General features: G+C 53.3%; 20 protein-coding genes. 14 read left to right on the forward strand and 6 right to left on the reverse strand.

From position 1 onward, the window contains the following. Window positions 1-147 precede the first annotated feature (147 nt). Entirely contained in the window at window positions 148-3,012 is a 2,865-nt protein-coding gene (locus tag GJJ30_RS31200) for a PVC-type heme-binding CxxCH protein (RefSeq protein WP_154179164.1), read from the reverse strand. 245 nt (window positions 3,013-3,257) lie between these two features. Between GJJ30_RS31200 and GJJ30_RS31205 the strand changes: the two genes are divergently transcribed. From GJJ30_RS31205 to GJJ30_RS31240, 8 genes are all read left to right on the forward strand, one after another. Next, window positions 3,258-3,494 (forward strand): type II toxin-antitoxin system prevent-host-death family antitoxin, encoded by a 237-nt coding sequence (locus GJJ30_RS31205; RefSeq protein ID WP_154179165.1) that lies wholly within the window; start codon window positions 3,258-3,260, stop codon window positions 3,492-3,494. Further along, complete coding sequence (locus GJJ30_RS31210; RefSeq protein ID WP_154179166.1) at window positions 3,473-3,859, forward strand: type II toxin-antitoxin system VapC family toxin; 387 nt, start codon at window positions 3,473-3,475, stop codon at window positions 3,857-3,859. The genes GJJ30_RS31205 and GJJ30_RS31210 overlap by 22 nt, the downstream gene beginning before the upstream one ends. A gap of 135 nt (window positions 3,860-3,994) precedes the next feature. Continuing rightward, on the forward strand, window positions 3,995-4,669 hold the full coding sequence (locus GJJ30_RS31215) for an RNA polymerase sigma-70 factor (protein ID WP_154179167.1): 675 nt from the start codon (window positions 3,995-3,997) through the stop codon (window positions 4,667-4,669). A 24-nt stretch (window positions 4,670-4,693) separates the two neighbouring features. Further along, complete coding sequence (locus GJJ30_RS31220; protein ID WP_154179168.1) at window positions 4,694-5,713, forward strand: FecR family protein; 1,020 nt, start codon at window positions 4,694-4,696, stop codon at window positions 5,711-5,713. Then, entirely contained in the window at window positions 5,710-9,189 is a 3,480-nt protein-coding gene (locus GJJ30_RS31225) for a SusC/RagA family TonB-linked outer membrane protein (protein WP_154179169.1), read from the forward strand. The genes GJJ30_RS31220 and GJJ30_RS31225 overlap by 4 nt, the downstream gene beginning before the upstream one ends. A 119-nt stretch (window positions 9,190-9,308) precedes the next feature. Further along, the gene (locus GJJ30_RS31230; RefSeq protein ID WP_154179170.1) at window positions 9,309-10,730 is read left to right on the forward strand and encodes a RagB/SusD family nutrient uptake outer membrane protein; all 1,422 of its coding nucleotides are present in this window, start codon (window positions 9,309-9,311) and stop codon (window positions 10,728-10,730) included. 393 nt (window positions 10,731-11,123) lie between these two features. Then, window positions 11,124-11,267 carry a hypothetical protein gene (locus GJJ30_RS31235; RefSeq protein ID WP_154179171.1) on the forward strand — a complete coding sequence of 48 codons (144 nt, stop codon included), beginning with the start codon at window positions 11,124-11,126 and terminating at the stop codon, window positions 11,265-11,267. A 20-nt stretch (window positions 11,268-11,287) separates the two neighbouring features. After that, on the forward strand, window positions 11,288-12,994 hold the full coding sequence (locus tag GJJ30_RS31240; RefSeq protein ID WP_154179172.1) for an FAD-dependent oxidoreductase: 1,707 nt from the start codon (window positions 11,288-11,290) through the stop codon (window positions 12,992-12,994). A gap of 188 nt (window positions 12,995-13,182) precedes the next feature. On the opposite strand, the gene GJJ30_RS31245 is transcribed toward GJJ30_RS31240, so the two are convergent. Both GJJ30_RS31245 and GJJ30_RS31250 read right to left on the reverse strand, forming a co-directional pair. Beyond that, entirely contained in the window at window positions 13,183-13,695 is a 513-nt protein-coding gene (locus GJJ30_RS31245) for a sll1863 family stress response protein (RefSeq protein ID WP_154179173.1), read from the reverse strand. Window positions 13,696-13,853: 158 nt separating this feature from the next. After that, window positions 13,854-14,483 carry a thioredoxin family protein gene (locus tag GJJ30_RS31250; protein ID WP_154179174.1) on the reverse strand — a complete coding sequence of 210 codons (630 nt, stop codon included), beginning with the start codon at window positions 14,481-14,483 and terminating at the stop codon, window positions 13,854-13,856. A gap of 285 nt (window positions 14,484-14,768) precedes the next feature. On the opposite strand from GJJ30_RS31250, the gene rplU reads away from it, so the two are divergent. The 5 genes from rplU to GJJ30_RS32495 all read left to right on the forward strand — a co-directional run bounded on the left by rplU (window position 14,769) and on the right by GJJ30_RS32495 (window position 18,996). After that, entirely contained in the window at window positions 14,769-15,080 is a 312-nt protein-coding gene (gene rplU / locus GJJ30_RS31255) for a 50S ribosomal protein L21 (protein WP_154179175.1), read from the forward strand. Window positions 15,081-15,172: 92 nt separating this feature from the next. Then, the gene (gene rpmA, locus GJJ30_RS31260; RefSeq protein WP_154179176.1) at window positions 15,173-15,484 is read left to right on the forward strand and encodes a 50S ribosomal protein L27; all 312 of its coding nucleotides are present in this window, start codon (window positions 15,173-15,175) and stop codon (window positions 15,482-15,484) included. A 141-nt stretch (window positions 15,485-15,625) separates the two neighbouring features. After that, window positions 15,626-16,228, forward strand: a complete 603-nt coding sequence (locus GJJ30_RS31265) for a NifU family protein (RefSeq protein WP_154179177.1) — start codon at window positions 15,626-15,628, stop codon at window positions 16,226-16,228. A gap of 92 nt (window positions 16,229-16,320) precedes the next feature. Beyond that, window positions 16,321-17,760 carry a DUF5723 family protein gene (locus GJJ30_RS31270; protein WP_154179178.1) on the forward strand — a complete coding sequence of 480 codons (1,440 nt, stop codon included), beginning with the start codon at window positions 16,321-16,323 and terminating at the stop codon, window positions 17,758-17,760. Window positions 17,761-17,772: 12 nt separating this feature from the next. Continuing rightward, the gene (locus GJJ30_RS32495) at window positions 17,773-18,996 is read left to right on the forward strand and encodes an OmpA family protein (protein ID WP_229313583.1); all 1,224 of its coding nucleotides are present in this window, start codon (window positions 17,773-17,775) and stop codon (window positions 18,994-18,996) included. On the opposite strand, the gene GJJ30_RS31280 is transcribed toward GJJ30_RS32495, so the two are convergent. Next, window positions 18,982-19,455, reverse strand: coding sequence for a response regulator (locus tag GJJ30_RS31280; RefSeq protein WP_154179179.1), 474 nt, complete (start codon window positions 19,453-19,455; stop codon window positions 18,982-18,984). The genes GJJ30_RS32495 and GJJ30_RS31280 overlap by 15 nt on opposite strands. Before the next feature lie 195 nt (window positions 19,456-19,650). Further along, window positions 19,651-22,017 carry a T9SS type B sorting domain-containing protein gene (locus GJJ30_RS31285; protein WP_170299318.1) on the reverse strand — a complete coding sequence of 789 codons (2,367 nt, stop codon included), beginning with the start codon at window positions 22,015-22,017 and terminating at the stop codon, window positions 19,651-19,653. A 269-nt stretch (window positions 22,018-22,286) separates the two neighbouring features. Between GJJ30_RS31285 and recG the strand changes: the two genes are divergently transcribed. Next, window positions 22,287-24,389 carry an ATP-dependent DNA helicase RecG gene (recG, locus tag GJJ30_RS31290; protein WP_154179181.1) on the forward strand — a complete coding sequence of 701 codons (2,103 nt, stop codon included), beginning with the start codon at window positions 22,287-22,289 and terminating at the stop codon, window positions 24,387-24,389. 172 nt (window positions 24,390-24,561) lie between these two features. Here recG and GJJ30_RS31295 read toward each other — a convergent pair whose 3' ends face one another. Beyond that, window positions 24,562-25,053: a hypothetical protein gene (locus GJJ30_RS31295; protein ID WP_154179182.1), complete on the reverse strand. Its 492-nt coding sequence runs from the start codon at window positions 25,051-25,053 to the stop codon at window positions 24,562-24,564. Between the last annotated feature and the right edge of the window lie 178 nt (window positions 25,054-25,231).

Genomic DNA, 25,231 nt, shown 5'->3' on the forward strand with positions numbered 1-25,231 from the left:
GCTTTGAAATGCCGATTAAAGCCCGGCACCGGCCGCCCGGCCTTTAGGGGGTTGGGGGCAAACCGAAGAAAGAAAAAATTATAAAATTTAGACAGCCCCTAAGATATTGGTAGTCAGACCTTTTTCATTGTTCATTCTTAATTAATCTCATTCGCCCAGGTATTTGCCGATCAGCATCTGACTTTCGTGGTTTTCGTGCGAATGACCTTTGCCGAGTCGATCGTTCAGATCCTTCAGCGCTTTCTTCGAGTCATTGCTGCCAATGGCGCCCACCCGCTGAATGGTGTACGGCATGATCTTGGGCAATTTGGCTTTTTCGCCCAGCTGCAAAAACCGCTTCGCATCCAGCACCGACAGCGGTTCGATGGCGTACCACACCATCAGTGGCAGGTTGTGGTCGTCTTTGTCCACCGATTTCTGCACCAGCGCATCCATTACCTCCCAGCGTTGACCCGGTTCCAGCCGCATCATGGCTGAAGTCAGGTAGAGCCGGACGAGCGCCGAGTTGTCGTTTTGCGCCAGGGCCGCCAGCCGCTTCAGCGTTTCGGGCAGGACGGTTTTGTCCTCGGCCAGCAACTGAATCGCCCAGCTACGGACGTATTCGCTTTCATTGCCAAGCAGATCGGTTAACTCTTTCTCCGTCAACCCTTTGGTGACGTGCAAGGCCCAGAGCGCGCGGAGTTTCCGGGTTTCGTCGGGATTGGTGGCCAGCATTTCTTTCAGGGCTTTGTGCACTTTTTTGTTCGGGCCGCGTTCCTGCAAAATCGCCCGGGCCTGCCGCACGTACCATTCGTTAGGATTCAACTGGTATTTCACCAGATCCATGTCCGAAGCTTTCCAGAGATCGACCTGCACCCACTTGTCGTTTTCGTGGGTAATCTTGAAAATCCGGCCCATCGTTTTGTTATGAACGTCCGGGTTCGAGCTGTGGCATTGGTTTTTGTCGTACCAGTCAATCGCGAAAACCGATCCGCTGGGGTCGTATTTCATGTTCAGCCACTGCGACCAGGAGTCATTCATGGTCAGAAAATCCGGCCGGTGCGTCACCTTGTAGCCCGATCCTTCGCGAACCGGGTGGTCGTTGTTCAGCTTGGCACCGTTGATGTTGTTCATGAAAATATCGTTGCGGTATTCTTTCGGCCAGCTGTTGCCGAGGTAAATCATGGCTCCGGCGTGGGCATGTCCACCCCCGGCGGCTGCCGAGCGGAAGTTCCCGGCGTGGGGTCCGCGTTCGCCCAGCCAGTGCACGTGATCGGCGTGGGTTTTAATGTCGTCGTAGGTATACGGATTGAAGTGTTTGCCACCCTGACGCTGGTAGCGCCCGCCCTGAATCATGTGGTACATGTGCGGGATTACGCAGGCCGTAATGAACGCGTGCCCATAGTCGTTGAAATCCAATCCCCAGGGGTTGCTGGTGCCTTCGGCAAAAATCTCAAACTCCTGCGTGGTGGGGTGAAACCGCCAGACGCCCGCGTTGATTTTCTTCCGTTCCGAATCCGGCGCACCCGGTTTTCCGACGTTGGAATGCGTAAACACGCCGTGATTGCCATAGAGCCAGCCGTCGGGTCCCCAGCGGAGGCTGTTCAGCGTTTCGTGCGTATCCTGCGTGCCCCAGCCGTCGAGCAGCTTTTGCGGTGGGCCGGTCGGTTTATCGTTCTTGAAATCGGCGGGAATGAACAGCAGGTACGGGGCCGCGCCGACCCACACCCCACCCATGCCCAGCTCCATGCCACTAACCAGGTTCAGTCCTTCGATGAAGACTTTCTTTTTGTCCAGCGTACCGTCGCCGTTGGTATCTTCAAAAATCAGAATCCGGTCGCGGCCCTGGCCTTCGGGCGCCGGAACCGGGTAGGTGTGCGACTCAACCACCCAAAGCCGTCCCCGCGCATCGAGCGTAAAACAGATGGGCTTGACAATGTCCGGTTCGGCAGCGGCCAGTGTAATTTTAAATCCTTTCGGCAGGGTCATCACCTTCGCGGCTTCCGTACCCGAAAGACCGGCGTGAAGAACCGGGTCGAGTGGCGGCAGCACAATGATGTCCTTCGGTTTCAGCTCGTTCGGAAAATCCGGACGCGTGGGATAGAACAGAAATTCATCAAAATTGATGTGCGCCCACTTGTCGTTCGGAATGTACGGAATCTGCGAAATACCGGTTTCGTTATCGACAATCCGGATGAAGATTTCCTTGTTCAGGTACGGTTGCAGATCGACAACGACCGGTTGCAGCGTGGCACGTCCCTGTCCGGTAATCTGGTAAATCACCTTATTGGTTTCGGCCAGCACAATTTCGACGCGCGTATCGACCAGCGCCCCGCCCGAAACCCGGAAAGCCGCAAACGGCTGCGTGACGGTAAACGGAACGGAAGTCAAGGTGCCGGTTTGTTTGTAATTGACTGTTCCTCCGCTGCTTAAGAAGTATTTTCCGGCAAAACCGATGTTCATTTCCTTTTCGTGAACCGGCGACGGATCGGCGTTGACCAGCGGATTGGCAAACGCATCGCCTTTGGCCGTCCAGTCTTTCAGCGTACCGGTTTCAAAATTGAGGTTCAACGGCTGGCCGTTTTTCATCGGCTGCTGTCCGGCAATGGTCGCGTTCGAAATCGTGCCTTCCACAATTTCAATACTGCCGACCATGCCAGCCGCGCGGTGGCCGGGAACCGAGCAATAATACGTATCGTTCTGCTCCGCCTTGAACGTAATGCTCGTGCTGGAACCCTTTTCCAGAATGGTTTTGCTCTTCAGTTTTAGTTTTTCGAGGGTGATGTCATGCGTCATGACCTCCCCGTTGGTGATCGTAATGCGAACGCGGTCGCCTTTGTTGGCTTTCAGCGTTGGGTTACGCGTGCCATCTTTGGCGAAATAACCGAGCATGGTGGCTTCCAGCGCATAGTCCCGGTCATATTTTGCCGTGTCCGGAGCGACAGCGGTTTTCGCGACCTGACCCGTGTCGTGAATTCCGGGAACGGAAAAAAGGGTAATGAGGAGTGGAATGAGCAAACGGAGTTCGTACATGGTAACAGGTCGTAAGTTGCTTAGGAATATTTAGTTAAAATTAGGAGAAAATCCCTCGCAGTCAAACCGGAATGGTTCAAAATTCGACTCAAAAACCGCCAGAATACGGTTGCAAAGGTTTGCAGAAGTGATTGACGCTGTAATTTTTTGGGATTTAGCGGGAGCCGTTGGAACCCGGTAGACGGTTTTTGAACGGGATACTTTTTAATTTCGTTTCTTTGTATACTTCGTAAATGGCGTGACCAATGGCTTTACAATATTTATCAGATTCCAACGGCAAACCAACCGCCGTCGTGATTCCCATTCAGGATTGGGAAATGCTGAAGAAAAAGCATGAAGATCTTTCGGAATTAGAAGAAATTGTTCCGGCCAAAAAACAAAAACCGTCGGATTTTCGGGGTTCTATTTCCAAAAAAATGGCTCGTGAAATGAACCAATACGTTGAAAAATCCAAACAGGAATGGGATCGAGATATCTTTTAGATTCCAATACCGTCATTGATTATGTAGGAGAGCTGCTTCCAGAACCTGTGGCGATGACCCTTGATTCGATGTTCAATGAGGAACTCAATATCTCGATCGTTGTCTACATCGAAGTGCTGGGATTTAATGGCAGAATCGAATCGATGAAACGTCTTCAGGCTTTTCTGGATATGGGATCGATTTATTATGTCAACAGGATTGTCGCTCTTCAAACCATCGCGATTCGTAAAAAACACAAGATCAAACTTCCGGATGCTATCATTGCCGCTACCGCGATGGTGCATAATTTTACCCTTCTGACCCGGAATACCAGCGATTTTAAAAAGATTGAAGGGCTGCTGATCGCCAATCCGCACGAATTATAAGCCTTCTCGGCTACTTTCTTTCACCCAGCCGACCGGCCAGTTTCTTCTATATTTGTATTTTGTAAATAAAAAATAAAATTCGATTGGGGGATTTCCGGCGCCAACTTGTCTTCGAATTACTAGACCCTTCATTCGATGTCTGCCAACTCGTTTCCATTCCGACGCATTCCCGATCCGGTTTCCATCGGGTTAACGCCCTTGCAGCGGAACGATACCGAAATCCCCGCGACGGCCGATCAGGAATTGTTCATCCGCAATGCGTTTGTTGCGGACCCCAAAATGGGCTGCGAGCTGCTCTTCCGGCAATATTTTGCGCCCCTGTGCAGCCACGCGATCCGGTTTGTTTACGACCGACAGGTGGCCGAAGACGTGGTGGCGGATTTGTTCTATACGTTCTACCAGAAGGAATTATATAAGCAGGTGAAGGGTTCGTACCGCGCTTATCTCTACCAGGCCGTGCGCAACCGGGCCTACAACAGCCTGCGCTGGGAATTGAACCGGCAGGAAACCCTTCCCGACGACCTCGATCAGGCCGATCTGGAAGCTACCCAGCCCGACCGGCTTTTGCAGCAGGACGAACTGTATCGGGCGCTTGAACAGGCCGTGCAGCATCTGTCTCCCCAACGCCAGCGGGTTTTTCTGCTGAGCCGCTTCGAAGGAAAATCGTACAAGGAAATTGCTGCGGAACTGTCGCTTTCTCCCAAAACCGTCGAAAACCACCTGCTGCAGGCCATTTCGACCGTGCGGCAATTTCTCCGACAGCAAAAACTGATTGGCTGGGCCCTGCTGCTGCTGACGGTTTTTCCGTAATCATCAACGACATACTTCCACCTCATGGAACCTACTAAAGAATTGTTATTCACCTACTTTGCCGGTCAGGCCACGTCGGTGCAACAGAAAGTGATCGGTGAATGGCTCAACCGCCCGACCAGCCGGGAAACGTATTTTCAGTGGCTGGATGAATGGGAACGGAGCTTCCCGCAATACGCCCCCGATCTGACCCACCACGTCGATCTATTCCGTCAGCGAATGGAAAATCCGGCGGAAGAACAGCCCCGCGTGGTACGCCGGTTTCCGGAAGAATCCCGCTCGTTTCAAAAACCGTTTCGGTGGTTGGCAGCCGCTTCCGTATCCCTAGCCCTGCTCGCCGGGGGCTGGTTTTTTCAAAAATTGCTCCTGTACAAAACCATCTCAACCGGCTCGCGCCAGCTCCGCTCGCTGAGCCTGCCCGATGGCTCCACGATCGCGCTCAACAGCAATTCGTCCCTGACCATTCCCCGCATCGGCTACGGCTGGCTTTCCCGGCGGGTGGCGCTGACGGGCGATGCGGTTTTCGACGTCAAGCACCTTTCGACCCACCAGCCTTTTGTGGTGCAGGACATGAACGGACTGGATGTGGAAGTGCTGGGAACCGAATTTTCGGTGCGCAGCCGGACGGCCAAGGCAGAGGTGGTTCTGAAACGCGGCAAGGTGAATCTGCGCTATGCCTCCGAGAACCAGCCTCCGCAGAATCTGGTGATGAAACCCGGCGACCGGGTTCTGCTCGACGGTAAAGGCTCGCTTCAGTTACAGCCCAAGGCCGACACCATGCGGTTTGCCAGTTGGCGGTATCGCCTGTTTAGCTTTAACAATACGCCCCTGCGCGAAGTGGCCCGCCAGATTCAGGCGGTTTTTGGGGTCCACGTCCAGCTTTCCGACCCGTCGCTGGCCCGCCGGAAATTGACCGGAACGATCCGCGCCGGATCGTCCGACGAGCTGGCGGAGGCCCTGGCGGAATTGCTCAACCTGCGGCTCAGCCACCACGACCAGCATCTCATTTTTTCAACTGCTTCCGAAAACTCCATTACGCAATGAGAAAATCGTTACCCCTCGCCCTGGCAACCGGGTTATTAATCAGCGTCGGTTACGGCAATACCGTAGCCCAGACGCTCGCCCTGGTCCGGACAACCCAGCAGATCGACGCCCCGCAGTCGGGCAAAACCGCTGCAACGACGGGCGCCAATCTGACGCTCAAGCAAACCTTACTGGAACTGAAGGCGCATTACGGCGTCGATATTTTGTTTGAAGAATCGGTTGTTGGACGAAACCTGAGCCCCGTCGAACCGCTCGATCTGAGTGCCCGGCTGGAAACGAATCTGAATACGGTTTTGAAACGTTACGGCCTACGGTTTAAGAAGTTACGTTCGGGTGCGTACCTGATTTTGCCGCCCAAAAACAGCGACCGGTCCGCCATCAGTTTGCCCCAGCTGACCAACACCTCAACCGCCGGAAATGGCCCTATCCCACTGGCGGGCCTGACCAATATTTCACCGACCCAACTGATCGGCGTGGCCCCGGTGGATGTGCGGGTCAGCGGTCGGGTGACGAGCGAAACCGGCGAAGGACTTCCCGGGGTGAGTGTGGTGGTGAAGGGCTCTCCGCGCGGAACCTCCACCGACGCCGAGGGCCGCTACCAGCTCAGCGTTCCCAACGAGAACGTCACGCTGGTTTTCAGTTTCGTCGGTTACGCGAGTCAGGAACAGGTGGTTGGAAACCGGTCGGCAATTGATATTCAACTGGTTCCGGATACCAAAGCGTTGAACGAAGTGGTGGTGGTCGGCTACGGACAGGTCAAGAAAAGCGATCTGACCGGCGCGGTGGCCACGGTTCCTGTGGAAGAAATTAAGAAAGTAGCCGTTACTTCGCTTGACCAGGCGTTGCAGGGCCGCGCGGCCGGGGTGCAGATTACCCAGAATTCGGGCGCGCCGGGCGGTACGACCAGCATCCGGATTCGGGGCGGCAACTCGATTCAGGGCGATAACGAGCCGCTGTACGTCATCGACGGTATTCCGTTTAAAAACGATGGAGTAAGTAATGGATCGAGTTTCAACGTGTTGAGTACGCTCAACCCCAGCGATATTGAATCAATTTCGGTGCTGAAAGATGCCTCTTCGACCGCCATTTATGGATCGCGCGGAGCGAATGGCGTGGTGATTATCACAACCAAACGCGGCAAAGCCGGGAAGTCGACGATCACCTTCGATACGTATTACGGTGTTCAGAATGTCCGCCGGAAATACCCGGTTTTGAACGCCCGGGAATACGCGCAGTTTGTCAACGACGCCAATACCAACGAAGGCCGTCCGGCGGTTTACACCCAGGCTCAGGTCGACGCCTTTGGCGAGGGCACCGACTGGCAGGACGAGATTTTCCGTCAGGCGCCCATTTCCAATTACCAGCTTTCGTTCAGCGGAGGTGACGAAAAAACGCAGTACGCCATCTCGGGCGGTTATTTCAAACAAAACGGCATCATTGTTAATTCCGATTTCGACCGGTATTCGTTTCGGGTGAATCTGGATCGCAAGCTGACCAGTAAAATCAAGATCGGTAACAGCCTGACGGTCAACCGAACGGTTACCAATCAGGCGCGTTCGGACGGCGATTTGGGCAGTGCCGGACTGGTCACGATTGCCGCGCTCCAGTTTCCGCCCATTCTGCCGGTGGTGACGCCCAACGGTTCTTATTTGCTGACCGATCCCGCGCTGGCTTTTACCGCCGACAATCCGGTGGCGCTGGCCCGCGACAACAAAAACCGCAACACGGCCTACCGGGTTTTTGGTAGTGTTTTCGGTGATTATCAGATTATTGATGGGCTGAACCTACGCGTGTCGCTGGGAATGGATGCGGTTTTGCAAAAACAGGACTCGTATTTGCCGCGATCGGTGGGAAGCGGTTTGGCGCAGGGCGGGGCTGCGGCTATTTTCAATTCGCAGGCGATGACCTGGCTCAACGAAAACCTGTTGACGTACACCCGCACTATTAACACCGTCCACAATATAACGGCCTTAATTGGGTATACACAGCAAGCCAGCCGGACGGAATCCAATCGGGCGCAGGCGCGGAATTTTGTAAACGACAACCTCGGTTCGAGCAATCTGGCGTCGGGTTCGGTGCCACTGACACCTGAATCGGGCATCGGAACCTGGGGCTTGAGGTCGTACCTGGCGCGGATCAACTACGGCTACAAAGACAAATACCTGTTAACTGCCTCATTCCGGACCGACGGTTCTTCCCGGTTTGGGGCCAACAAACGCAACGGCTATTTCCCCTCGGCGGCTCTGGCCTGGCGGGTTTCGGAAGAAACATTCATGAAAAGCAGCCGGGTGGTGAACGATTTGAAAGTTCGGTTGACCTACGGCGCGACCGGTAATCAGGACGGCGTTGGAAACTATCCGGCCTATTCGCTGCTGGGAACCCAGAATTACGTGTTTGGGAACACGGTTTCGACCGGTTTGGGGCCGAATCAGATTGCCAACCCGGATTTATCGTGGGAAACCACCACGCAGGCCGATTTTGGTGTCGACGTCGGTTTCCTGAATAACCGGATCACCCTGACCGCCGATGCGTATCTGAAACGGACGAAAGATCTGTTGCTGAACGTCACCGTTCCGAGTACCTCGGGTTTTTCGAGCGCCATCAAAAATCTCGGAAAAGTGGAGAACAAGGGACTCGAATTCAGTATTTCGTCGCGCAACATCGACGGCGATTTCAAATGGAATACCGACCTGAATTTCGCGCTAAACCGCAACAAGGTACTCGACATCGGCGGAACACCCCAGATTTTTGCCGGAAGTGTCGCCAACATTGGTCAGGGGCTGAATTCCGGGATTATCCGGGTTGGCGAGCCGCTGGGGTCGTTCTTCGGCTACGTGACCAATGGCCTCTACCAGACCACCGACGAGCTGACGGCGCTGGCCGATCCGCAGGCCCGGAAACCGGGTGATCGCAAGTACGCCGATCTGAACGGCGATAAGAAAATCGACGACAACGACCGCACCATAATCGGCCGGGCGCAACCCAAATTCATCGGCGGCATCAGCAATACGTTCTCGTTCAAAGGCATCGAGCTGACGGCTTTCTTTCAGGGCGTTTACGGAAATAACATCCTGAATGCCAACCGGTATGAACTGGAATACCTGAATGCGACCACCAACCAGGACCGGGATATGCTGAACCGCTGGACACCAACCAATACCAACACCGACATTCCGCGGGCTTCGACGACCCGCCCAGCAAACCGCGTTTCGACCCGCCAGATTGAAGACGGTTCCTATCTGCGGCTGAAGAATCTTCAGGTGGCTTACAATCTGCCTTCTTCGGTTATTCAGGCCCTGAAAATTCAGTCGGTGCGCGTTTATGTAACCGCCCAGAACTTCCTGACCTGGACCAACTATTCGGGCTACGATCCGGAAGTAAACCGGTTTGGGCAGGACAGCCGCAGCCAGGGCTTCGACTACGCCAGCTACCCGGCCACGAAAACGCTTTTGTTTGGACTAAACGTAGGATTTTAATCTAATTAACCGCCGGGCGGCCCCGAATGAACAATGAACAGTCCGTATTCCCGAATAGACAACACTCGGTTTTCTATTCATTATTAATTGTTAATTATTCATTTCTAACGACTTAGATCATGAAAAGATACCTCTTCCTCCTCTGTCTCCTGTCGTCCTGCGAAGTGCTGGATCAGAAGCCTGAATCGAGTTTTACGCCGGGTAATTTTTACAAAAATGCCGACGATGCCAAAGCGGCCGTCAGTGCGGTTTATGATCCGCTGAACAGCCAGAATTTATACGGGCAGGTGATGTGGATTTTGCAGGACCAGGCCACCGACGACGCCGAATGGGGCAATGGCCGCTCGACCGCCAATCAACCCAAAAACGACCTCGACAAATATTCGTTTACCCCCGCGACCAACACTTTTCAGGCGATCTGGTCGACGGTGTACGCGGCCATTAACCGGGCGAATACCGTCATCAGCCGGGTTCCCGGAATTCCGATGGACAACGACCTGAAAGCCCGGTACGTGGCCGAAGCCAAGTTCATGCGCGGTTTTTACTATTTCACGCTGGTGCGGTATTTCGGCGGAGTCCCGCTTATTACGACGGAGACGACTTCGCTGAATGATTTAGCCATCGCCCGGGCTTCCGTCGACGATGTTTATAAACTGATTATTCAGGATTTTACCGACGCCGAAACTACGCTGCCGGTGACGTATTCGGCCGCCGACCGGGGCCGGGCAACGAAGGGCGCGGCCAAAGCGTATCTGGCGAAGGTGTATCTAACCCGGCAGGACTGGCCGAAAGCCGCAGCCAAGGCGAAGGAAGTAATCGATCTGGGGCAGTATGATTTGTGGGCCAATTTTGCCGACGCGTTTCTGATTGCCAATAAAAACGGCAAGGAAGCGGTTTTTGAAATGCAGGCGCTGAGCGGTGGTTTTGGCGAAGGAAGCCTGATGCAGGGTTACATGCGCCCCAATTTCGACCGCGTGAATGGCGTTTCCGGTTTCGGCGATGATCCCGCGACCGAAAACCTGTACAAAGCCTACCGCCCGGACGATAAACGCCGGAATGTGACGCTGAAACTCTATTCGACCACCACCATGCCCGCGGCACCGGCCAGCGTGTTGTTTCCCTGTTATGTTTATAAATACCTCGATCCAACGTCGACCGGAACGAGTGATGGTGGCAATAACTACCCGATTATCCGGTATCCCGACGTGCTGCTGATGTACGCGGAAGCGTTGAACGAACAGGCGGCCAACAACACCGACGCCTACGCGACAATCAACCGCATCCGAAACCGGGCGGGTTTGCCAAACCTGACGGCCAACCTGAGTCAGGCGCAGTTCCGCGACAGCCTGCTGCTGGAACGACGGCTGGAGCTGGCTTTCGAAGGGCATCGGTGGTACGATCTGGTGCGCACCAAACGCCTGATCAGCGCGATGAAGGCTCAGAACCCAACCATACCCGTCGCCGAACATCATTATTTGTTTCCCATTCCCCAAACGGAACGGGATGTGAATCCGAAACTGGACCAGAATCCGGGGTATTAATCTGTTGGGTTACGGATTTGAGTGGCAATTGACAATTTTACCGGAGTATAGTCCCGTAGGGACGTAATGTTTGTAGAAAAAAGTGGCTTATCGCGTGTACGAGCGTGCCTTTAGGTACGCAATCTGATAGGCTAATTGCGTACCTAAAGGCACGCCGGGAAACATTGGTGCCTTTTCTACTACAAACATTACATCCCTACGGGACTGAAAATTCTTATCATTTAAATTCCCGGTTAAGTTTGAGAATCATAAGTAGTAAACCGAAGTCTGATCTCAATTTGAAAAATGCAGCGTCGAACGTATTTGCAAAGCACTAATGCCGTTAACCATTTCTCAACTGGCAACTCGTAAGTAATAGTCAGCCGAAAACCGCTGCTCGCCCAAAAAAATGCGATGAATGACGTCATTCGGAAAGTAGCTGCGGATACGCATTCGCCTTTGCTGGATATGCACCCTGTTTTCGAAACCGTGGGTAACATCGGTCTGGACGCGGGCAGAAATTATCCATCCTATCTCCAAAAACTCGTTACGGCCTGATAGCTTTTCTGAACTCATCTATGACTTCTTCCAAACACCCTTTTTCGCTATTTCCGGGCAGATTGGCGACCCAATGGCTGGTTGTTGCCACCCTCATCAGCGTCCTGATTTTCCTGCCGGGCCACCGCACCTCCGTTCGTAAACCAGCGGCAACGCGCAAAGCTGACGTCATCATTTACGGCGGAACGGCGGCTGCGGTTACGGCGGCTGTTCAGGTTACCAAAATGGGCAAATCGGTGATTGTCGTGTCGCCCGATAAACACCTGGGCGGTTTGTCGGCGGGCGGGTTGGGATTTACCGATACGGGCAACAAAGAGGTCATCGGCGGGCTTTCGCGCGAGTTCTACCACCGGCTTTACGAACACTACCAGAAAGATGCTTCGTGGATGTGGCAGAAACGGAGTGAATACGGCAACAAAGGCCAGGGAACGCCCGCGCTCGACGGCAATAACCGGACGATGTGGATTTTTGAACCGCACGCGGCTGAGCAGGTGTTCGAGGATTTTGTGAAGGAAAACAAGCTGACGATTTACCGGAACGAATGGCTCGACCGGTCGGCGAAAGGCATTCAGAAGCAGAATGGCGTGATCAAATCCATTAAAACGCTGTGCGGCACCGTATACGAAGGCAGCATGTTCATCGACGCGACCTACGAAGGCGACCTGATGGCGGCTGCGGGCGTCAAATACCACGTCGGGCGGGAAGCCAACAGCGTTTATAACGAGACGCACAACGGCCTGCAGGTGGGCGTTTTTCAGCACCGGCATTATTTTAGTAAAGATGTCAGCCCGTATAAAATCGCGGGGGATCCGAAGAGTGGTTTGCTGCCCGAAGTGTCGGCCGAAGTACCGGGCGTCAATGGCACGGGCGACAATAAAATTCAGGCGTATTGTTTCCGGATGTGCCTGAGCAATCACCCCGAAAACCGGGTGCCGTTTCCGAAACCGGCGGGCTACAATCCGGCCCGTTACGAGCTGCTGGCGCGCGTGTTTGCCACCGGCTGGCGCGAAACCTTTGACAAATACGACCCGATTCCGAACCGGAAAACCGATACCAACAACCACGGCCCTTTCAGCACCGATTATCTGGGCAAAAACTACGACTACCCCGAAGCGACGTATGAACGCCGGAAAGCGATCATTCGCGACCACGAGCTGTATCAAAAGGGACTGATGTATTATTTGCAGAACGACCCGAAAATTCCGGCCGACGTTCACGAAGCGATGCAGCAGTGGGGTTTGCCGAAGGATGAGTTCAAAGACAACGGCGGCTGGCCGCACCAGTTGTATATCCGCGAAGCCCGGCGCATGATTGGTGAATTTGTGATGAAGGAAGCCGACGCGCTGGGCAAAACCGTTGTGCCGAATCCGGTCGGAATGGGGTCGTACGCGCTGGATGCCCACAATGCGCAGCGGTTTGTTAAAAAAGACGGTTTTGTGCAGAACGAAGGCGATATCGGCGTGCATCCCGACAAACCGTATTCGATTGCTTACGGCGCCATTATTCCCAAAGAAAACCAGTGTAAAAACCTGCTCGTACCGGTTTGCGTGTCGAGTTCGCACATTGCCTATGGATCGATTCGGATGGAACCGGTTTTCATGATTCTGGGGCAATCAGCCGCCACGGCTGCCGTGCTGGCAATTGAAAACAAGACTTCGGTGCAGCAGGTGCCCTACGCCAAACTTCAGGCGGTTTTACTCAAAGACGGGCAACGACTGACGTTGTAATGGTCAAAACAGACGGGCATTTCGGGCCGAAAAAAGACTCGAAAAAATCGAAAATTTTATTTTCCCGGGCCTGATCTACCAGCGCGAATTGGTAACGTAAGCCAACAATCTGTGTAGATTTTTCCACAAAAAAACCGCTCCGGTCAGTGCGACCGGAGCGGTTTTGATTTATGCAAAGAGAAGCTCTCTTAGTTGTCTTTATCCAGTTTGTCACCGGCTTTGTCAAAGGCATCGCCGATGTCATTTCCTGCTCTTTTAAAGCCTTTTTTCACATCCTGCCAGGCCGCTGCGGTAGCATTCTGGGCATTTTCCAGATCCTGCCCCAGCTCCTTGCGGTCTTCCTCCAGCTTGGCCAGTTTTTCTTCGGATTTTGCCTTGGCTTTCACGCTTTCCCGCTTCATATCGGCCTTTAGCTCATCGATTCGGGCGTCCAGCTTACGCTGTTGTTCCTTGATGTTGGCAACGGCTTTATCGCGTTCTTCCCGAAAATCGGCAGCCGCTTCATCGCCTTTTGCCTCCATTTTATCACCCGCTTCTTTGGCGTCGGCCTCCATGGCTTCACCGGTTTTTTCCATGGCGTCTTCGGTGCGGGATTCATTTTTACCGTCATTCTGACAAGACGCCAGCGACAGCGAGCCTACCACTAAAATAGCTCCGGCCAGCATACGAACCTGTTTGAACGTCATCATCACCTTTTTCATAGCAATACTGATTGATTGGTTTGTATCAGGCCATTGGCAAAAGCAATGCCAGAAAGAGAATGAACAATGAATAATGAACAATGAATAATGAACAGGCTGACGCATACACCAACGCATCAACCTCTTCATTATTCATTATTCATTGTTCATTCTTTCTTTTACATGCTTTTCCACTTGATGGCACAGCCGATGGCTTTGGTGTTGGTGGTGACGACGGGGCGGCCCGCCAGCAGGTTATTGACGGCTTCTTCCACGAATCTTCTTTTTACGACAGCCGCAACCTGGGGACTATCGTCGATCATGCCGGTATATTCCATCGTAAACCGGTCGCCGGTACGTTTCAGGACGAACACTTCCGGCGTGCGGGTTGCCCCGAAGGCGTGTGCCACACTCTGGGTTTCGTCCGATAAATACGGGAAGGAGTAATTTTTCTCCTGCGCCCGAATTTTCATGTTCTCAAACGAGTCTTCGCTGTAAGCACCCGGATCGTTGGGCTGAATGGCAATGAGCGGAAAGCTCAGGGGAGCGTATTTGTGGTCGAGGGCAATCATGCGCTCCTCGTAGGCTTTCGAAAACGGGCAGTGGTTGGTCGTAAAGACGATAATCACGCCTTTTCCATTTTTATAATCACTCAGGGAAACCGGACGACCGTCGACATTCTTCAGCTTAAAATCCATGATGACGTCGCCAATGGCGTACACTTTCTCATCCGCGAAAGGGGGCGCCGGAACGAACCTGGCCGCTGTCGCAATCATCAGCACAGCAAGCAGACTTATCCACGCTTTCATATGAATCAGGGTTATAGTCGGAAAAAATCTCTCCGTAGGATCATACACAATCGGAATCCGTCAACCGATTCCGGTAAGGTAACATACGGCTGACCGTTCCTACGTTCTGAGAGCCGTTTTACCCGGTAACTCAACAATGCAAAATCCGTGCTAACTAACAAATAAACAGCGCGTTTCCATCTCTTTTAACATTTCTGACGAATAGAAGGTTCTGGTTTCTTTTTTCAAACAAAAACTCCTATATTTGCACCTCATTTCTGAGAAACAACATTTTCTGTATCAATCATGTATGCAATCGTAGAGATCGCAGGGCAGCAATTTAAAGTTGAGAAGGGCCGTTACGTCTACACCCACCGGTTGGAAGGCGACACGGACGCTGCACTTGTGTTCGACAAGGTTCTTCTTGTCGATAATGGCGGTTCTGTATCGGTAGGCGCCCCGACCGTCGCTGGCGCTCAGGTTTCCGGTAAAATTCTGGAACACCTGAAAGGCGAAAAAGTACTCGTCTTCAAAAAGAAACGCCGGAAAGGCTACCGGAAGAAAAACGGCCACCGTCAGTACCTGACCAAAGTATTAATCGAAGACATAACCGTATAATCGTTTTCGGTTTTCGGTTTTCGGCGAACAGACGCCAGCGCGTGTCGACCAACCGTAAACCATAAACCGTAAACCGTAAACTTTCTAAAAAAATGGCACACAAGAAAGGTGTAGGTAGTTCAAGGAACGGCCGCGACTCGATGAGTAAACGCCTGGGCGTGAAACTTTTCGGTGGTCAGTCAGCCATTGCCGGTAACATCATCGTTCGGCAACGCGGTACCAAGCATCACCCCGATAAAAACGTTGGAATCGGCCGCGATCACACGCTGTTTGCGCTGGTCGACGGGTATGTACACTTCCGCAAAGGCAAGGGAGGTCGTTCATTCGTGAGCATCCTGACGTCAAAACCGGAAGTTGTTGAAGCCGCTCCGGTAGAAGCAACTCCAGCAGTTGCTGCGGAATAAACCGCTACTCCCAACGGATTCGTAAAAGAACTGAAGACCTGTCTGGCCAAAACCGGACAGGTTTTTTGTTGTTGGCAAACTAATCAATCCCGACTGCTGTTTGCCCAGTAACGGTTTTTCCCTCACTGAAACTACAAGAAAATGACCACTACATTATATCCGGCCATCTCGCTGTATACCGAAAGCAGCCCGAACCCCAACTCGATGAAGTTCGTGGTAAACTTTCCGCTGGTGCCGGAAGGACTTTCGTTCGACTACACCGATGCCTCGGAAGCGCTCCTGACGGGCAAGAGTTCGCCCTTGGTGGTGGCGTTGTTTGGCTTCGATTTCGTGAAACGGGTGTTTATTGCCAGCAACTTCATCACGGTTACGAAAGATGACGAAACCGAGTGGGAAGATGTGCTGATCGAGGTGAAGCAATTCATCCGGGCGTATTTCAACGAGCAGAAACCGGTTTTTGCCCAGCAAACGATTGATTCGAACACCACCAAGGTAGAAGCCGATTCGCCGACGATCCAGAAAATCAAGTCGGTGCTCGACCAGTACATTCGCCCGGCGGTAGAATCCGACGGGGGTGCTATCAGCTTCCATTCCTTTGACGATCAGGACGGTACGGTAAAAGTACTGCTGCAGGGTTCGTGCAGCGGCTGCCCCTCTTCCACCCTGACGCTGAAAGCCGGTATCGAAAATCTCCTCACACGATTAGTACCGGAAGTAAAACAAGTCGAAGCCGAAGGCGTTTAAAAGAATGATGAATGAGGAATGATGAACGATGAAGTTCGCGCATTAGCATTCATCGTTCATCATTCATAATCCATCATTATAAGTCCTTGCCTATGCGTTTGCGTCTGACGCGGTTTTTGCTGTTTTTATTCATCACCTCTCCGGTTGTTGCTCAAAATTTTCTGGGGATAGCGCCCAGCCCGTACGGCGGTACGCAGAGCCTGTACCTGAATCCGGCTTTTGCTGTGGATTCGAAATACGGTTTTTACCTGAATATTGGCGCTGGTAATGCGCACCTCGACAACAATTACGTCCGCTACCAGGCTCCGTTTTCGCTCACTTCGCTCGTTCTGAAGCGGGTTCCCGATCAATATAAGTTTGCGGATGGTTCGGTTTTGTTTCGCCCGGATTTCCTGGGTGAAATTGCCAACGGAAAGCCCAAAAGCGGTACCGCCTGGACTGATTTACGCGGTCCTTCGCTCCAGGTTCGGCTGGGCGATCAGGTCGCCCTTGGTTTAACCACGCGGCTGCGGGCGGCAGCTCAGTTCCACAATGCCTCCGAATCACTGCTGTCGGTCGTCCGGGCCGGTCTGGAGGATTCCCGGCTGTACAACATTCCGACCAAAGATAACCAGTTCAGTGTCAATACCAATACCTACGCCGAGATCGGCCTGACGCTGGCTGCGGCCATCATCCAGGACGATTATCAGCAACTTTCGATTGGCGCGACGGTCAAACGACTTCAGGGCATTACCGCCGGTTTTCTAAACAACAACGGTTTATCCTACCGCCTGCTGTCGGACACGGCCAAAGCAAACAATTACTACATGCAGGTCGATCAGGTCAACGCCGAGTTGGGTTACACGACGTATCTGCAGGATCGCGGCCGATCGGTTTCGTTGCGTCAGCTTTTCGACGGCAATAATCCCGGCCGGGGCTGGGGTGCCGACATCGGTTTTTCGTACCAACTGAAAACCGACGACAATCCGGACGATTACGCCCTCCGGCTGGGCGTTGCCATCACGGACATCGGCGCGATTCGGTACCGCGATGATCGGTATGTCCAACGGTATTCGATCAACACCACCAACCAGCAATTCACGACGAAGGATTTTAACGACGCCAGGGGCAGCGAAGGCATTGCCGAAGTGATTCGGGATAAACTCAACCTGACCGAAGCGGCCAATAAAAAGCAGTTTACCTCCGGTTTGCCAACCGCGCTTTCGTTGAATGCCGATATCAATATGGGCAGCGGTTTTTACCTGACCGGTACGTTTCTCCAGAATTTACGGGCGAAAGATGCCATTTCCATCCGACAGCCTACGCTGGTTGCCGTGACGCCCCGACTGGAAAAATCGGCTTTCGGCGTTGCCGTTCCGCTTGTGGTTCTCAACAACGCCTTTATGGCCGGAGCCTCCATCCGAATCGGACCGGTTTTTCTGGGAACCGACAATCTGTTCGGGATGATCGGCAGTAATTCCAATAAATTGCGGCCGCGTGGGGCCGATATCTATGCCGGACTGGCGCTGGCCAGTTTGCGCCGTAAACCGTAGCAACCGAGCGACATGAAGGGTTTTAACGCGATGCTGGTTTCACTGATCCTGACGCTGCAGGCCGTGATTTGCAACGGGCAAACGAATCCGGCTGCGAGCCCGGTCGAGGAATATACCGTTCGGATTGAGACGAAAGACCGCAGCGGCCGGCTCATTCCGGCGACGCTGACCATCACCAACGAAGCGACCAGAAGGGTTCAGCGCGGCACCCAACAATCCGGTTCATATACCGTGGCGCTTCCGGCCGGGAACGTCTACCGACTCGAGGCTAACTACGCCGGATACCGGCCCACCCAAAAAACACTGCGTCTCGACCGCGTTGCCGACCGGCAGCAAACCCAGCAAACCATTATCCTGGAAATGGAGCGCGAAATATCCACCGAATCGCCCGTGAACGTCACGGTTACCGACTACGACACCAAACAGTTGATCCGGCAGAAAATGAACGTTCAGGTGCAGGAATTTGACGGCAAGCGGGTGATTATGACCGGGCCACCGCGCGAAGGCCGGTTTACGTTTCTGGCCGCCTTTGGGCAGCGAATCCGGTTTACCGTTGAAGTGGAAGGTTACGAACCCTACGAATATACGGTTGACGTAAAAGATCAGCACGACATTACCATTCGCCTGCAGCGGGCCAAAAGTCCGGTGGTGGCCGAGGCTCCGCCAACCGCCGAAACCGCTCCGCCCGCCAACGCACCCTTGCCGGCAACGACGACTCCCCCAACGAACGCTCCGCCGGTCGGGATGGAGACCAAACCGGCGACGCCCACGATCGCGCCAAAAGTAGAGAGCGAATCCGTACCCAAAACCGCTCCGCCAACCGTGGCGGAAACCAAACCCGTTGCGCCGGTTCCGGCACCGGCCAATACGGATTTGTCGACCCTGGCAACGGGAAAAACCGTCACGCTCAACAATGTGTATTTCGATCAGAGCAGTTATCTGTTGCGTCCCGAATCGCACGCGCAACTGAATCAGCTGGTTGCGTTATTGAAAAGCCGCCCGGGTTTAAAGATCGAGATTTCGGGTCATACCGACAATGTGGGCGACCCACGGCTGAACCTGGCTCTTTCCGAAAACCGCGCCAGAGTCATTATGTCTTACCTGATTACCAACGGGATTGCCGAAAACCGCCTTCGGTTTAAGGGATATGGTCAGACCCAGCCGGTTGCGGCCAACGATTCGGAAGAGAACAAACGCAAAAACCGGCGGGTCGAAGTGAAATTACTGGATGGATAAGTTATTGGCCGACGAAGCGGAATTAATGGCTAGCCAATGCTGGTAAACCTGACGCATCAACTCTTTAATTTCATCAAAATAGAGCGGTTTACTGATACAAACCGTAGCGCCCAGGTCCAGACAGAGTTCCATTTCGCCCTGATTCTGGGTATTGACGAACAAAACAACCGGGATGCGTTGCCAGGCCGGTTTTTCTTTAATCTGCCGCAGCGTTTCGAATCCGCTCATGCCCGGCATGTATTTATCCAGAATGACAATCCAGGAGTTTAGCGCGGCCGGTAGTGCGGTTGTTTCCTCCTCCAGAAAATCCAACAATCGTTCTCCGCTATCAAATTCCCGAACCGGAGCCGCAATTTCCATCGATTCCAGCGCCATCCGCATCAACATCCGGTCTTCTTCATCGTCATCTACCAGCAGAATAGTTGGCTTATTTTCAGAATTAGTAAACTGTGTTTCCATGCGATCCAATTTTGTTCACAAGAAGGATCAAAAGTCGCAACTTGGCGGCAATGGTCTAGTCCATTCAATCAAATTTTCAAATTTGTTTAAGAAAATATGAACAAATCGGGCCGTTCATTTCGAGTTTTTCTATCTGGCCGCGTTGTCTCCGGTTATTTCAGGTAGAAATCAGCAGAAAAATGGAAACAACAGGTTTCACCGGGTAATCAGCAAACTGCCGCTCCGGTTGGGTTGCGACCCGCCGGGTTTGATCACATACTGGTAAACCGCCGGGGGCAGATCCTGCCCTTCACTTTTTCCGTCCCAGGGCTGCGTGTAGCCCTGCGATACAAATACCGGATTTCCCCAGCGGTTATACACTTCCACTTTACAATCGGGATAATCGCCGATACCGCGAATGACCCAGTTATCATTGACCCCATCGTTGTTGGGTGTAAAGGCATCCGGAATAAAAAGCACGGTAATGACCGATACGGTCAGTTTGGTTGTAAACTCACAGCCTTGTGGCGTCGTAACCCGCACCTGGTAGGTCGTGGTCGTGTCGGGGCTGGCGTACGGTTTGGCGGCCACCGGGCTGCTCAATCCAACCGAAGGCGTCCAGTAATAGCTCAGCGTATCGACACCGTTTTTGTTTAACTGAACCTCACTTCCCCGCCGAACCGACGCGTCAGCCACCGCAATGGACGGCGCGGGCAGCACGGTAACCGTTTGTTGCGTCCGGCCGGGGCAGGTATTCCCGGCCTGGGTCAGCGTGTAGGTAATCACAAATTGGCCGGGACCGGTTTTTGCCGGATCAAACTCCGAAGCCGTCACGGCACTGGCGGCCTGCCCCACACCCGCAAACGTTCCTCCGCCCGGTTCGGCACGCAGGGCCAATCGCGCCGGGGCGTTTTCGCAAATGGCAGGCAAAGGCGTCATCGAAACGGCTGGGGCTGCGTTGAATTGCAACAAAACCTCATCCGAAGTCGATTGGCACTGGCTGGTATCGGTAACGGTGACGACGTAATGCCCGGCCTGGGTCACGGCCAGCGAGCCTTTCACCTCCTGAGCCAGCACATTTCCCGTGTTGAGCCATTGGTAGGTATACAACGGATTCGCAACGGCAATCAGCCGGATGGTATCGCCCGAGCAGGCGGTTTTGCTCACTGGCGGTACGATCGACGCCAGCGGTTTTGGATTCACCTTAACGTTAACACTGTCGGTTACGACGCAGCCGGTGGCGGCACTGACGATCTGGACTTTGTATTCACCGGTTTCGTGCGGCTGGTAATCCGACTCCTTCGCACCGGGCAAGAGCTGATCGTTTTTAAACCAGCTATACGTAAAATTGCCTTTGGGCGCTTTTAGCTGAATGGATTTACCCTCGCAAAACGTCGTTGGGCCACTGGCGGTCAGCTTCACTTGTTCGGCCGTCATCAAATCGACTTTGATGCTGGTTTGCGCGGGACTTGGTTTTCCGCAGGTATTCCGGAATCGTTTGACGACGGTATAATTCCCGGATTCTTTAATAACCAGCGTAGCGGTGGTATCGCCTTTCAGGTCCTGGCCATCGCGTTGCCACTGAAACGACCACTGGTCCGAGTAGTCGGTTTTGAGCGTTACATCCTGACCCTGACAGGCCGATACGCTTGTAATGGCGCCGTTTGCGGTTTTGCCGATCTGGGCATTCTCGGGGGCTTTCGCCAGGGTAATAGCCGGTGCGGGAGGTGTATTGGTGGGGCAGTCGACCACGGCCAGCTGGAAATCCCGCCGGACGGAACCGATCCATTTGCCGTTCCGGAACTCTTCGCATATAACCGCAAATGCAAACAAGCCAACCTGGCTGGCCGTGACGGTCAGTTGACCGGTTTCGCCATCCACTTTCAACGCGGGACTGCCCGGAACCGAATTGGTTGCGCTGAAACCCGGCTTCCAGGACACCATCGGATAAGCGGAACTGGGCTGGTTGTCAAATGCAATGCCCTGACTGGTAAATCCTTTAAACGGCGTTACAATGGCGTAAGTTAGTTGATCACCGTCAGCGTCTGTAGCCTTGAAGCTGAACGTGAAAGGTTGCCCTTTGCAGGCGTATTCGCCCGTCGGAACCGAAAAAGCCGGTGACGAGTTGATCATCGTTTTGGGCGACGGGAACTCCAGATGAAAAACCATACCCGACTCGTCGGCCTGGCTAATGTTGTCGATCGCGCCACTGCGGCAACACACCCCGTGGACAACGTAGTACCCCCCCGGATCGTCGAAACGATCCGCATCCAGTTCAATTTCTTTGCTATAAGTGACCACGCTGAGTTTCAGCGGCCGGAGTTGGGCACAGGCCTGATTGGAAACGGCCAAGGGGTCCTGCCGGAGCAGGGGCAATTCAAACTCGCCCATTTTCAGATTGTCTTTCCGGCGATAAATCGCCAGTTTGACCGTCGGCTTGATATCACCCGTGCGGCTGTTCTGTTCATCGATGAACATATCCAGCGACAATGTATACCGGTTATCTGTCCCCTTTGCAGTGAGTCGAATGTTACCGCCGACGATGTGTGAAGCTGAAACCCGGCACCAAAATCCGAGTAACATGACTAGTAAAAGAAGTGTATTCCGTTGAGCCATAACCACATGCTATCCCGGCATTTTCTTACAAAAAGCAAGCCACTGTGCCCCAAATTACAAGAATAGTTCTATATTTTTTGTTTTTTAGCGATATGATTCTGAATTCAAGCGGCTAACCGGTATCAGGCAATCCGAAAAACAGTATCTTTTACGAAAATTTGTAGTTTTGGTAAATCACAAGGGCCGGGCTACCGAACCCAATCTGCTCTTGCGGGGTTGTTCCACAAACGGAGGGTATGACTGAGCGCGTAACGTTTTTCGACACAAAAATTGAATATTTGAAGGGTGTGGGGCCTCAGCGGGCGGCATTACTCAACACCGAATTAAATATTTTTACGTACCGGGACCTGATTCAGTATTACCCGTTCCGGCACGAAGACCGCACCCGGTTTTACACCATTGACGAACTCTCGGAAGCCCTCCCAGCGGCCCAAATCATCGGCCGCATCCGCGACTGGGCGGTGGTGGGCGAAGGGCCGAAAAAACGCCTGATTGCGGTTTTTACCGACCATACCGGTTCGATGGACCTGGTTTTTTTTCAGGGCATTACGCATTTTGAGAAGTTTCTGCGCCCCGGTGCCGAATACATCGCCTACGGCAAGCCCGTCGCGTTTGGCAACAATTTCAGCATCACGCATCCGGAACTCGACCCCCTGACGGCCGAAAACGAGCATGGAAGCACGTTCCAGCCCATTTACAACCTGACCGAAAAGCTCCGCCGGATGCGGGTCGACAGCAAACTGCTGGCGCGGATGGTGCAACAGTTGCTCGAAACCGCTTACCAGCATATTCACGAAACGCTGCCGAATTCGCTGCTGGAACAATACCGGCTGATCTCGAAAGCCGAGGCCATTGAGAACATTCACCTGCCCAAAAGCCAGGCCTGGCTCAAACAGGCCGAACGGCGACTGAAGTTTGAAGAGCTGTTTTACAACCAGTTACGGCTGATTAAGAATAAGCTCATTCACAAAACGGAATACCCCGGGCAGGTTTTCCGCAGCATGAGCCTGCTGACCCGGTTTTACAAGGAATTCATGCCGTTTCAACTGACCGAAGCCCAGAAACGGGTGCTGCGCGAAATTCACGGTGACCTGATCAGCGGGAAACAGATGAACCGGCTGTTGCAGGGCGATGTGGGCAGCGGCAAAACCATCGTGGCTTTCATTACCATGCTGATGGCCATCGACAACGGCGCGCAGGCCTGCATCATGGCGCCCACCGAAATCCTGGCCGACCAGCATTATTACGGCCTGAAAGTTTTTGCCGACCAACTCGGCCTGACCATCGGCCGGCTGACGGGCTCGACCCGCACCAAAGGCCGCCGGATTATCCACGACCAATTGCAGAGCGGTTTGATGCACATCATCGTCGGGACACACGCGCTGCTGGAAGATGCCGTACAGTTCAAAAATCTGGGGCTGTGCATCATCGACGAGCAGCACCGGTTTGGGGTAGCCCAGCGCGCGCGGCTCTGGAACAAAAACCAGGATATTTACCCGCACATGATGGTGATGACGGCCACGCCCATTCCGAGAACGCTGGCGATGACCCTCTACGGCAACCTCGATCTGTCGGTCATCGATGAACTTCCGGCGGGTCGAAAACCGATCAAAACCGTCCACCGCTACGACACCCACCGGCTGGAGGTGTTTGGATTTATGCGGCAGCAGATCGAGCAGGGGCGGCAGGTGTACGTCGTTTATCCCTTGATTGAAGAGTCGGAAAAACTGGATTTCAAGGATTTGATGGACGGGTACGAAAGCATTACCCGCGCCTTTCCGAACCACCCCATCGGCGTTTTGCACGGGCGCATGACCGGTTACGACAAGGATTTTGAGATGGAGCGGTTTGTGAAAGGCGAAACCAAAATCATGGTGGCTACGACGGTGATCGAGGTCGGCGTCAATGTGCCGAATGCCAGTGTGATGGTGGTCGAAAGTGCCGAGCGGTTTGGACTGGCGCAGCTGCACCAGTTGCGGGGACGCGTCGGGCGGGGCGCCGAGCAGTCGTACTGCATTCTGATGACGGATTACAAGCTCTCGAAGGAAACCCGCACCCGCATCGAAACGCTGGTCAAAACCAACAACGGTTTTGAAATTGCCGACGTCGACCTGCAACTCCGCGGCCCCGGCGACCTCTCCGGCACGCAGCAAAGCGGTATTGCCGACCTCATTCTGGCCGATCTCGCCAAAGACGGTGCCATTCTGGTGGCCGCCCGGGAATCGGCGCAACGAATTCTGGAAGAAGATCCGGGACTGGTTTTACCCCAACATGCCCCGGTTCGGAACCAGGTGGAAATGCAGCGCGAAGGCGAAACGAACTGGAGCCGGATTAGTTAGGGTCCTCTCCAATTGATCAGCAGAAACAATCTTTTCGATCCACATTGGTGGAATAGGAGCCAAAACCGTTACGCACTTCATTTCTTCAAACGCCATGTTCAGGAATCGACCGGTTTCAGCAAAACAGCCTGACAGAGACGGAATCGTCATTCTATCAGGCTGTTGCATTGATTTAATAATTGGTCGGCGAACGGTAAACGATGTAGCGTTGTGATGCAGAAGCCGGAACATCGACGATCTCGACCTGACGAATATACGTCTGTTTGCCGTCACTGACTTCGAGCAGGTATACGCCGGATTTGGACTCTTCAAAATTGAATTTCCGCCGATATGGATTCTTCGATCTTCCCAAAAACTCCTGATGAATAACGTCGTTTCTTGAGTTTTTCAGCGTAACCCGAATGCGCGATCGGTGAATGGCCAGCATCAGATTCACTTTTTTGCTGGCATCCAAAAACATGCTTACGTCGAACGCCCGCCCGTTGGCTACCAGGTCGTCGGAGGCCTGTGCTTTCACGGACAGAATGGTCAGGATCAGGCTGATGAAAACTGTCCTGGCAATTTTTCGTGTGGTGGATTTAAAGGATCTGCCGGTTACTGACTGGCCCGAAAACCGGGTACCGATCACCGTTAAGTAAGTCGTTGTTAAAGCAATTCGTTTCATGGTGTAAGAACATTAATTTCGTGGTGTGTATCAGACTTTTATCGGTGCAAAATTCGCGCTTCGATCCACGCCAAAAAACACTGAAATCCGTGATTTTCTGTCCCCGAATTCGGTGATTTTCAGGACAAAGACCGGCGATTGTACGGACTGAAGGGCTCCTGCGTGTTCAACCTAGGCC

The organism is Larkinella terrae (genome assembly GCF_009668025.1).
In the GTDB taxonomy this organism is placed as follows: Bacteria; Bacteroidota; Bacteroidia; order Cytophagales; family Spirosomataceae; genus Larkinella; species Larkinella terrae.

Excerpts from the sequence above, each read along its gene's own strand:
- GJJ30_RS31200 (WP_154179164.1), bottom strand. The coding sequence starts at position 3,012 with ATGTACGAACTCCGTTTGCTCATTCCACTCCTCATTACCCTTTTTTCC.
- GJJ30_RS31205 (WP_154179165.1), top strand. The coding sequence starts at position 3,258 with ATGGCTTTACAATATTTATCAGATTCCAACGGCAAACCAACCGCCGTC.
- GJJ30_RS31210 (WP_154179166.1), top strand. The coding sequence starts at position 3,473 with ATGGGATCGAGATATCTTTTAGATTCCAATACCGTCATTGATTATGTA.
- GJJ30_RS31215 (WP_154179167.1), top strand. The coding sequence starts at position 3,995 with ATGTCTGCCAACTCGTTTCCATTCCGACGCATTCCCGATCCGGTTTCC.
- GJJ30_RS31220 (WP_154179168.1), top strand. The coding sequence starts at position 4,694 with ATGGAACCTACTAAAGAATTGTTATTCACCTACTTTGCCGGTCAGGCC.
- GJJ30_RS31225 (WP_154179169.1), top strand. The coding sequence starts at position 5,710 with ATGAGAAAATCGTTACCCCTCGCCCTGGCAACCGGGTTATTAATCAGC.
- GJJ30_RS31230 (WP_154179170.1), top strand. The coding sequence starts at position 9,309 with ATGAAAAGATACCTCTTCCTCCTCTGTCTCCTGTCGTCCTGCGAAGTG.
- GJJ30_RS31235 (WP_154179171.1), top strand. The coding sequence starts at position 11,124 with ATGAATGACGTCATTCGGAAAGTAGCTGCGGATACGCATTCGCCTTTG.
- GJJ30_RS31240 (WP_154179172.1), top strand. The coding sequence starts at position 11,288 with ATGACTTCTTCCAAACACCCTTTTTCGCTATTTCCGGGCAGATTGGCG.
- GJJ30_RS31245 (WP_154179173.1), bottom strand. The coding sequence starts at position 13,695 with ATGAAAAAGGTGATGATGACGTTCAAACAGGTTCGTATGCTGGCCGGA.
- GJJ30_RS31250 (WP_154179174.1), bottom strand. The coding sequence starts at position 14,483 with ATGAAAGCGTGGATAAGTCTGCTTGCTGTGCTGATGATTGCGACAGCG.
- rplU (WP_154179175.1), top strand. The coding sequence starts at position 14,769 with ATGTATGCAATCGTAGAGATCGCAGGGCAGCAATTTAAAGTTGAGAAG.
- rpmA (WP_154179176.1), top strand. The coding sequence starts at position 15,173 with ATGGCACACAAGAAAGGTGTAGGTAGTTCAAGGAACGGCCGCGACTCG.
- GJJ30_RS31265 (WP_154179177.1), top strand. The coding sequence starts at position 15,626 with ATGACCACTACATTATATCCGGCCATCTCGCTGTATACCGAAAGCAGC.
- GJJ30_RS31270 (WP_154179178.1), top strand. The coding sequence starts at position 16,321 with ATGCGTTTGCGTCTGACGCGGTTTTTGCTGTTTTTATTCATCACCTCT.
- GJJ30_RS32495 (WP_229313583.1), top strand. The coding sequence starts at position 17,773 with ATGAAGGGTTTTAACGCGATGCTGGTTTCACTGATCCTGACGCTGCAG.
- GJJ30_RS31280 (WP_154179179.1), bottom strand. The coding sequence starts at position 19,455 with ATGGAAACACAGTTTACTAATTCTGAAAATAAGCCAACTATTCTGCTG.
- GJJ30_RS31285 (WP_170299318.1), bottom strand. The coding sequence starts at position 22,017 with ATGTTACTCGGATTTTGGTGCCGGGTTTCAGCTTCACACATCGTCGGC.
- recG (WP_154179181.1), top strand. The coding sequence starts at position 22,287 with ATGACTGAGCGCGTAACGTTTTTCGACACAAAAATTGAATATTTGAAG.
- GJJ30_RS31295 (WP_154179182.1), bottom strand. The coding sequence starts at position 25,053 with ATGAAACGAATTGCTTTAACAACGACTTACTTAACGGTGATCGGTACC.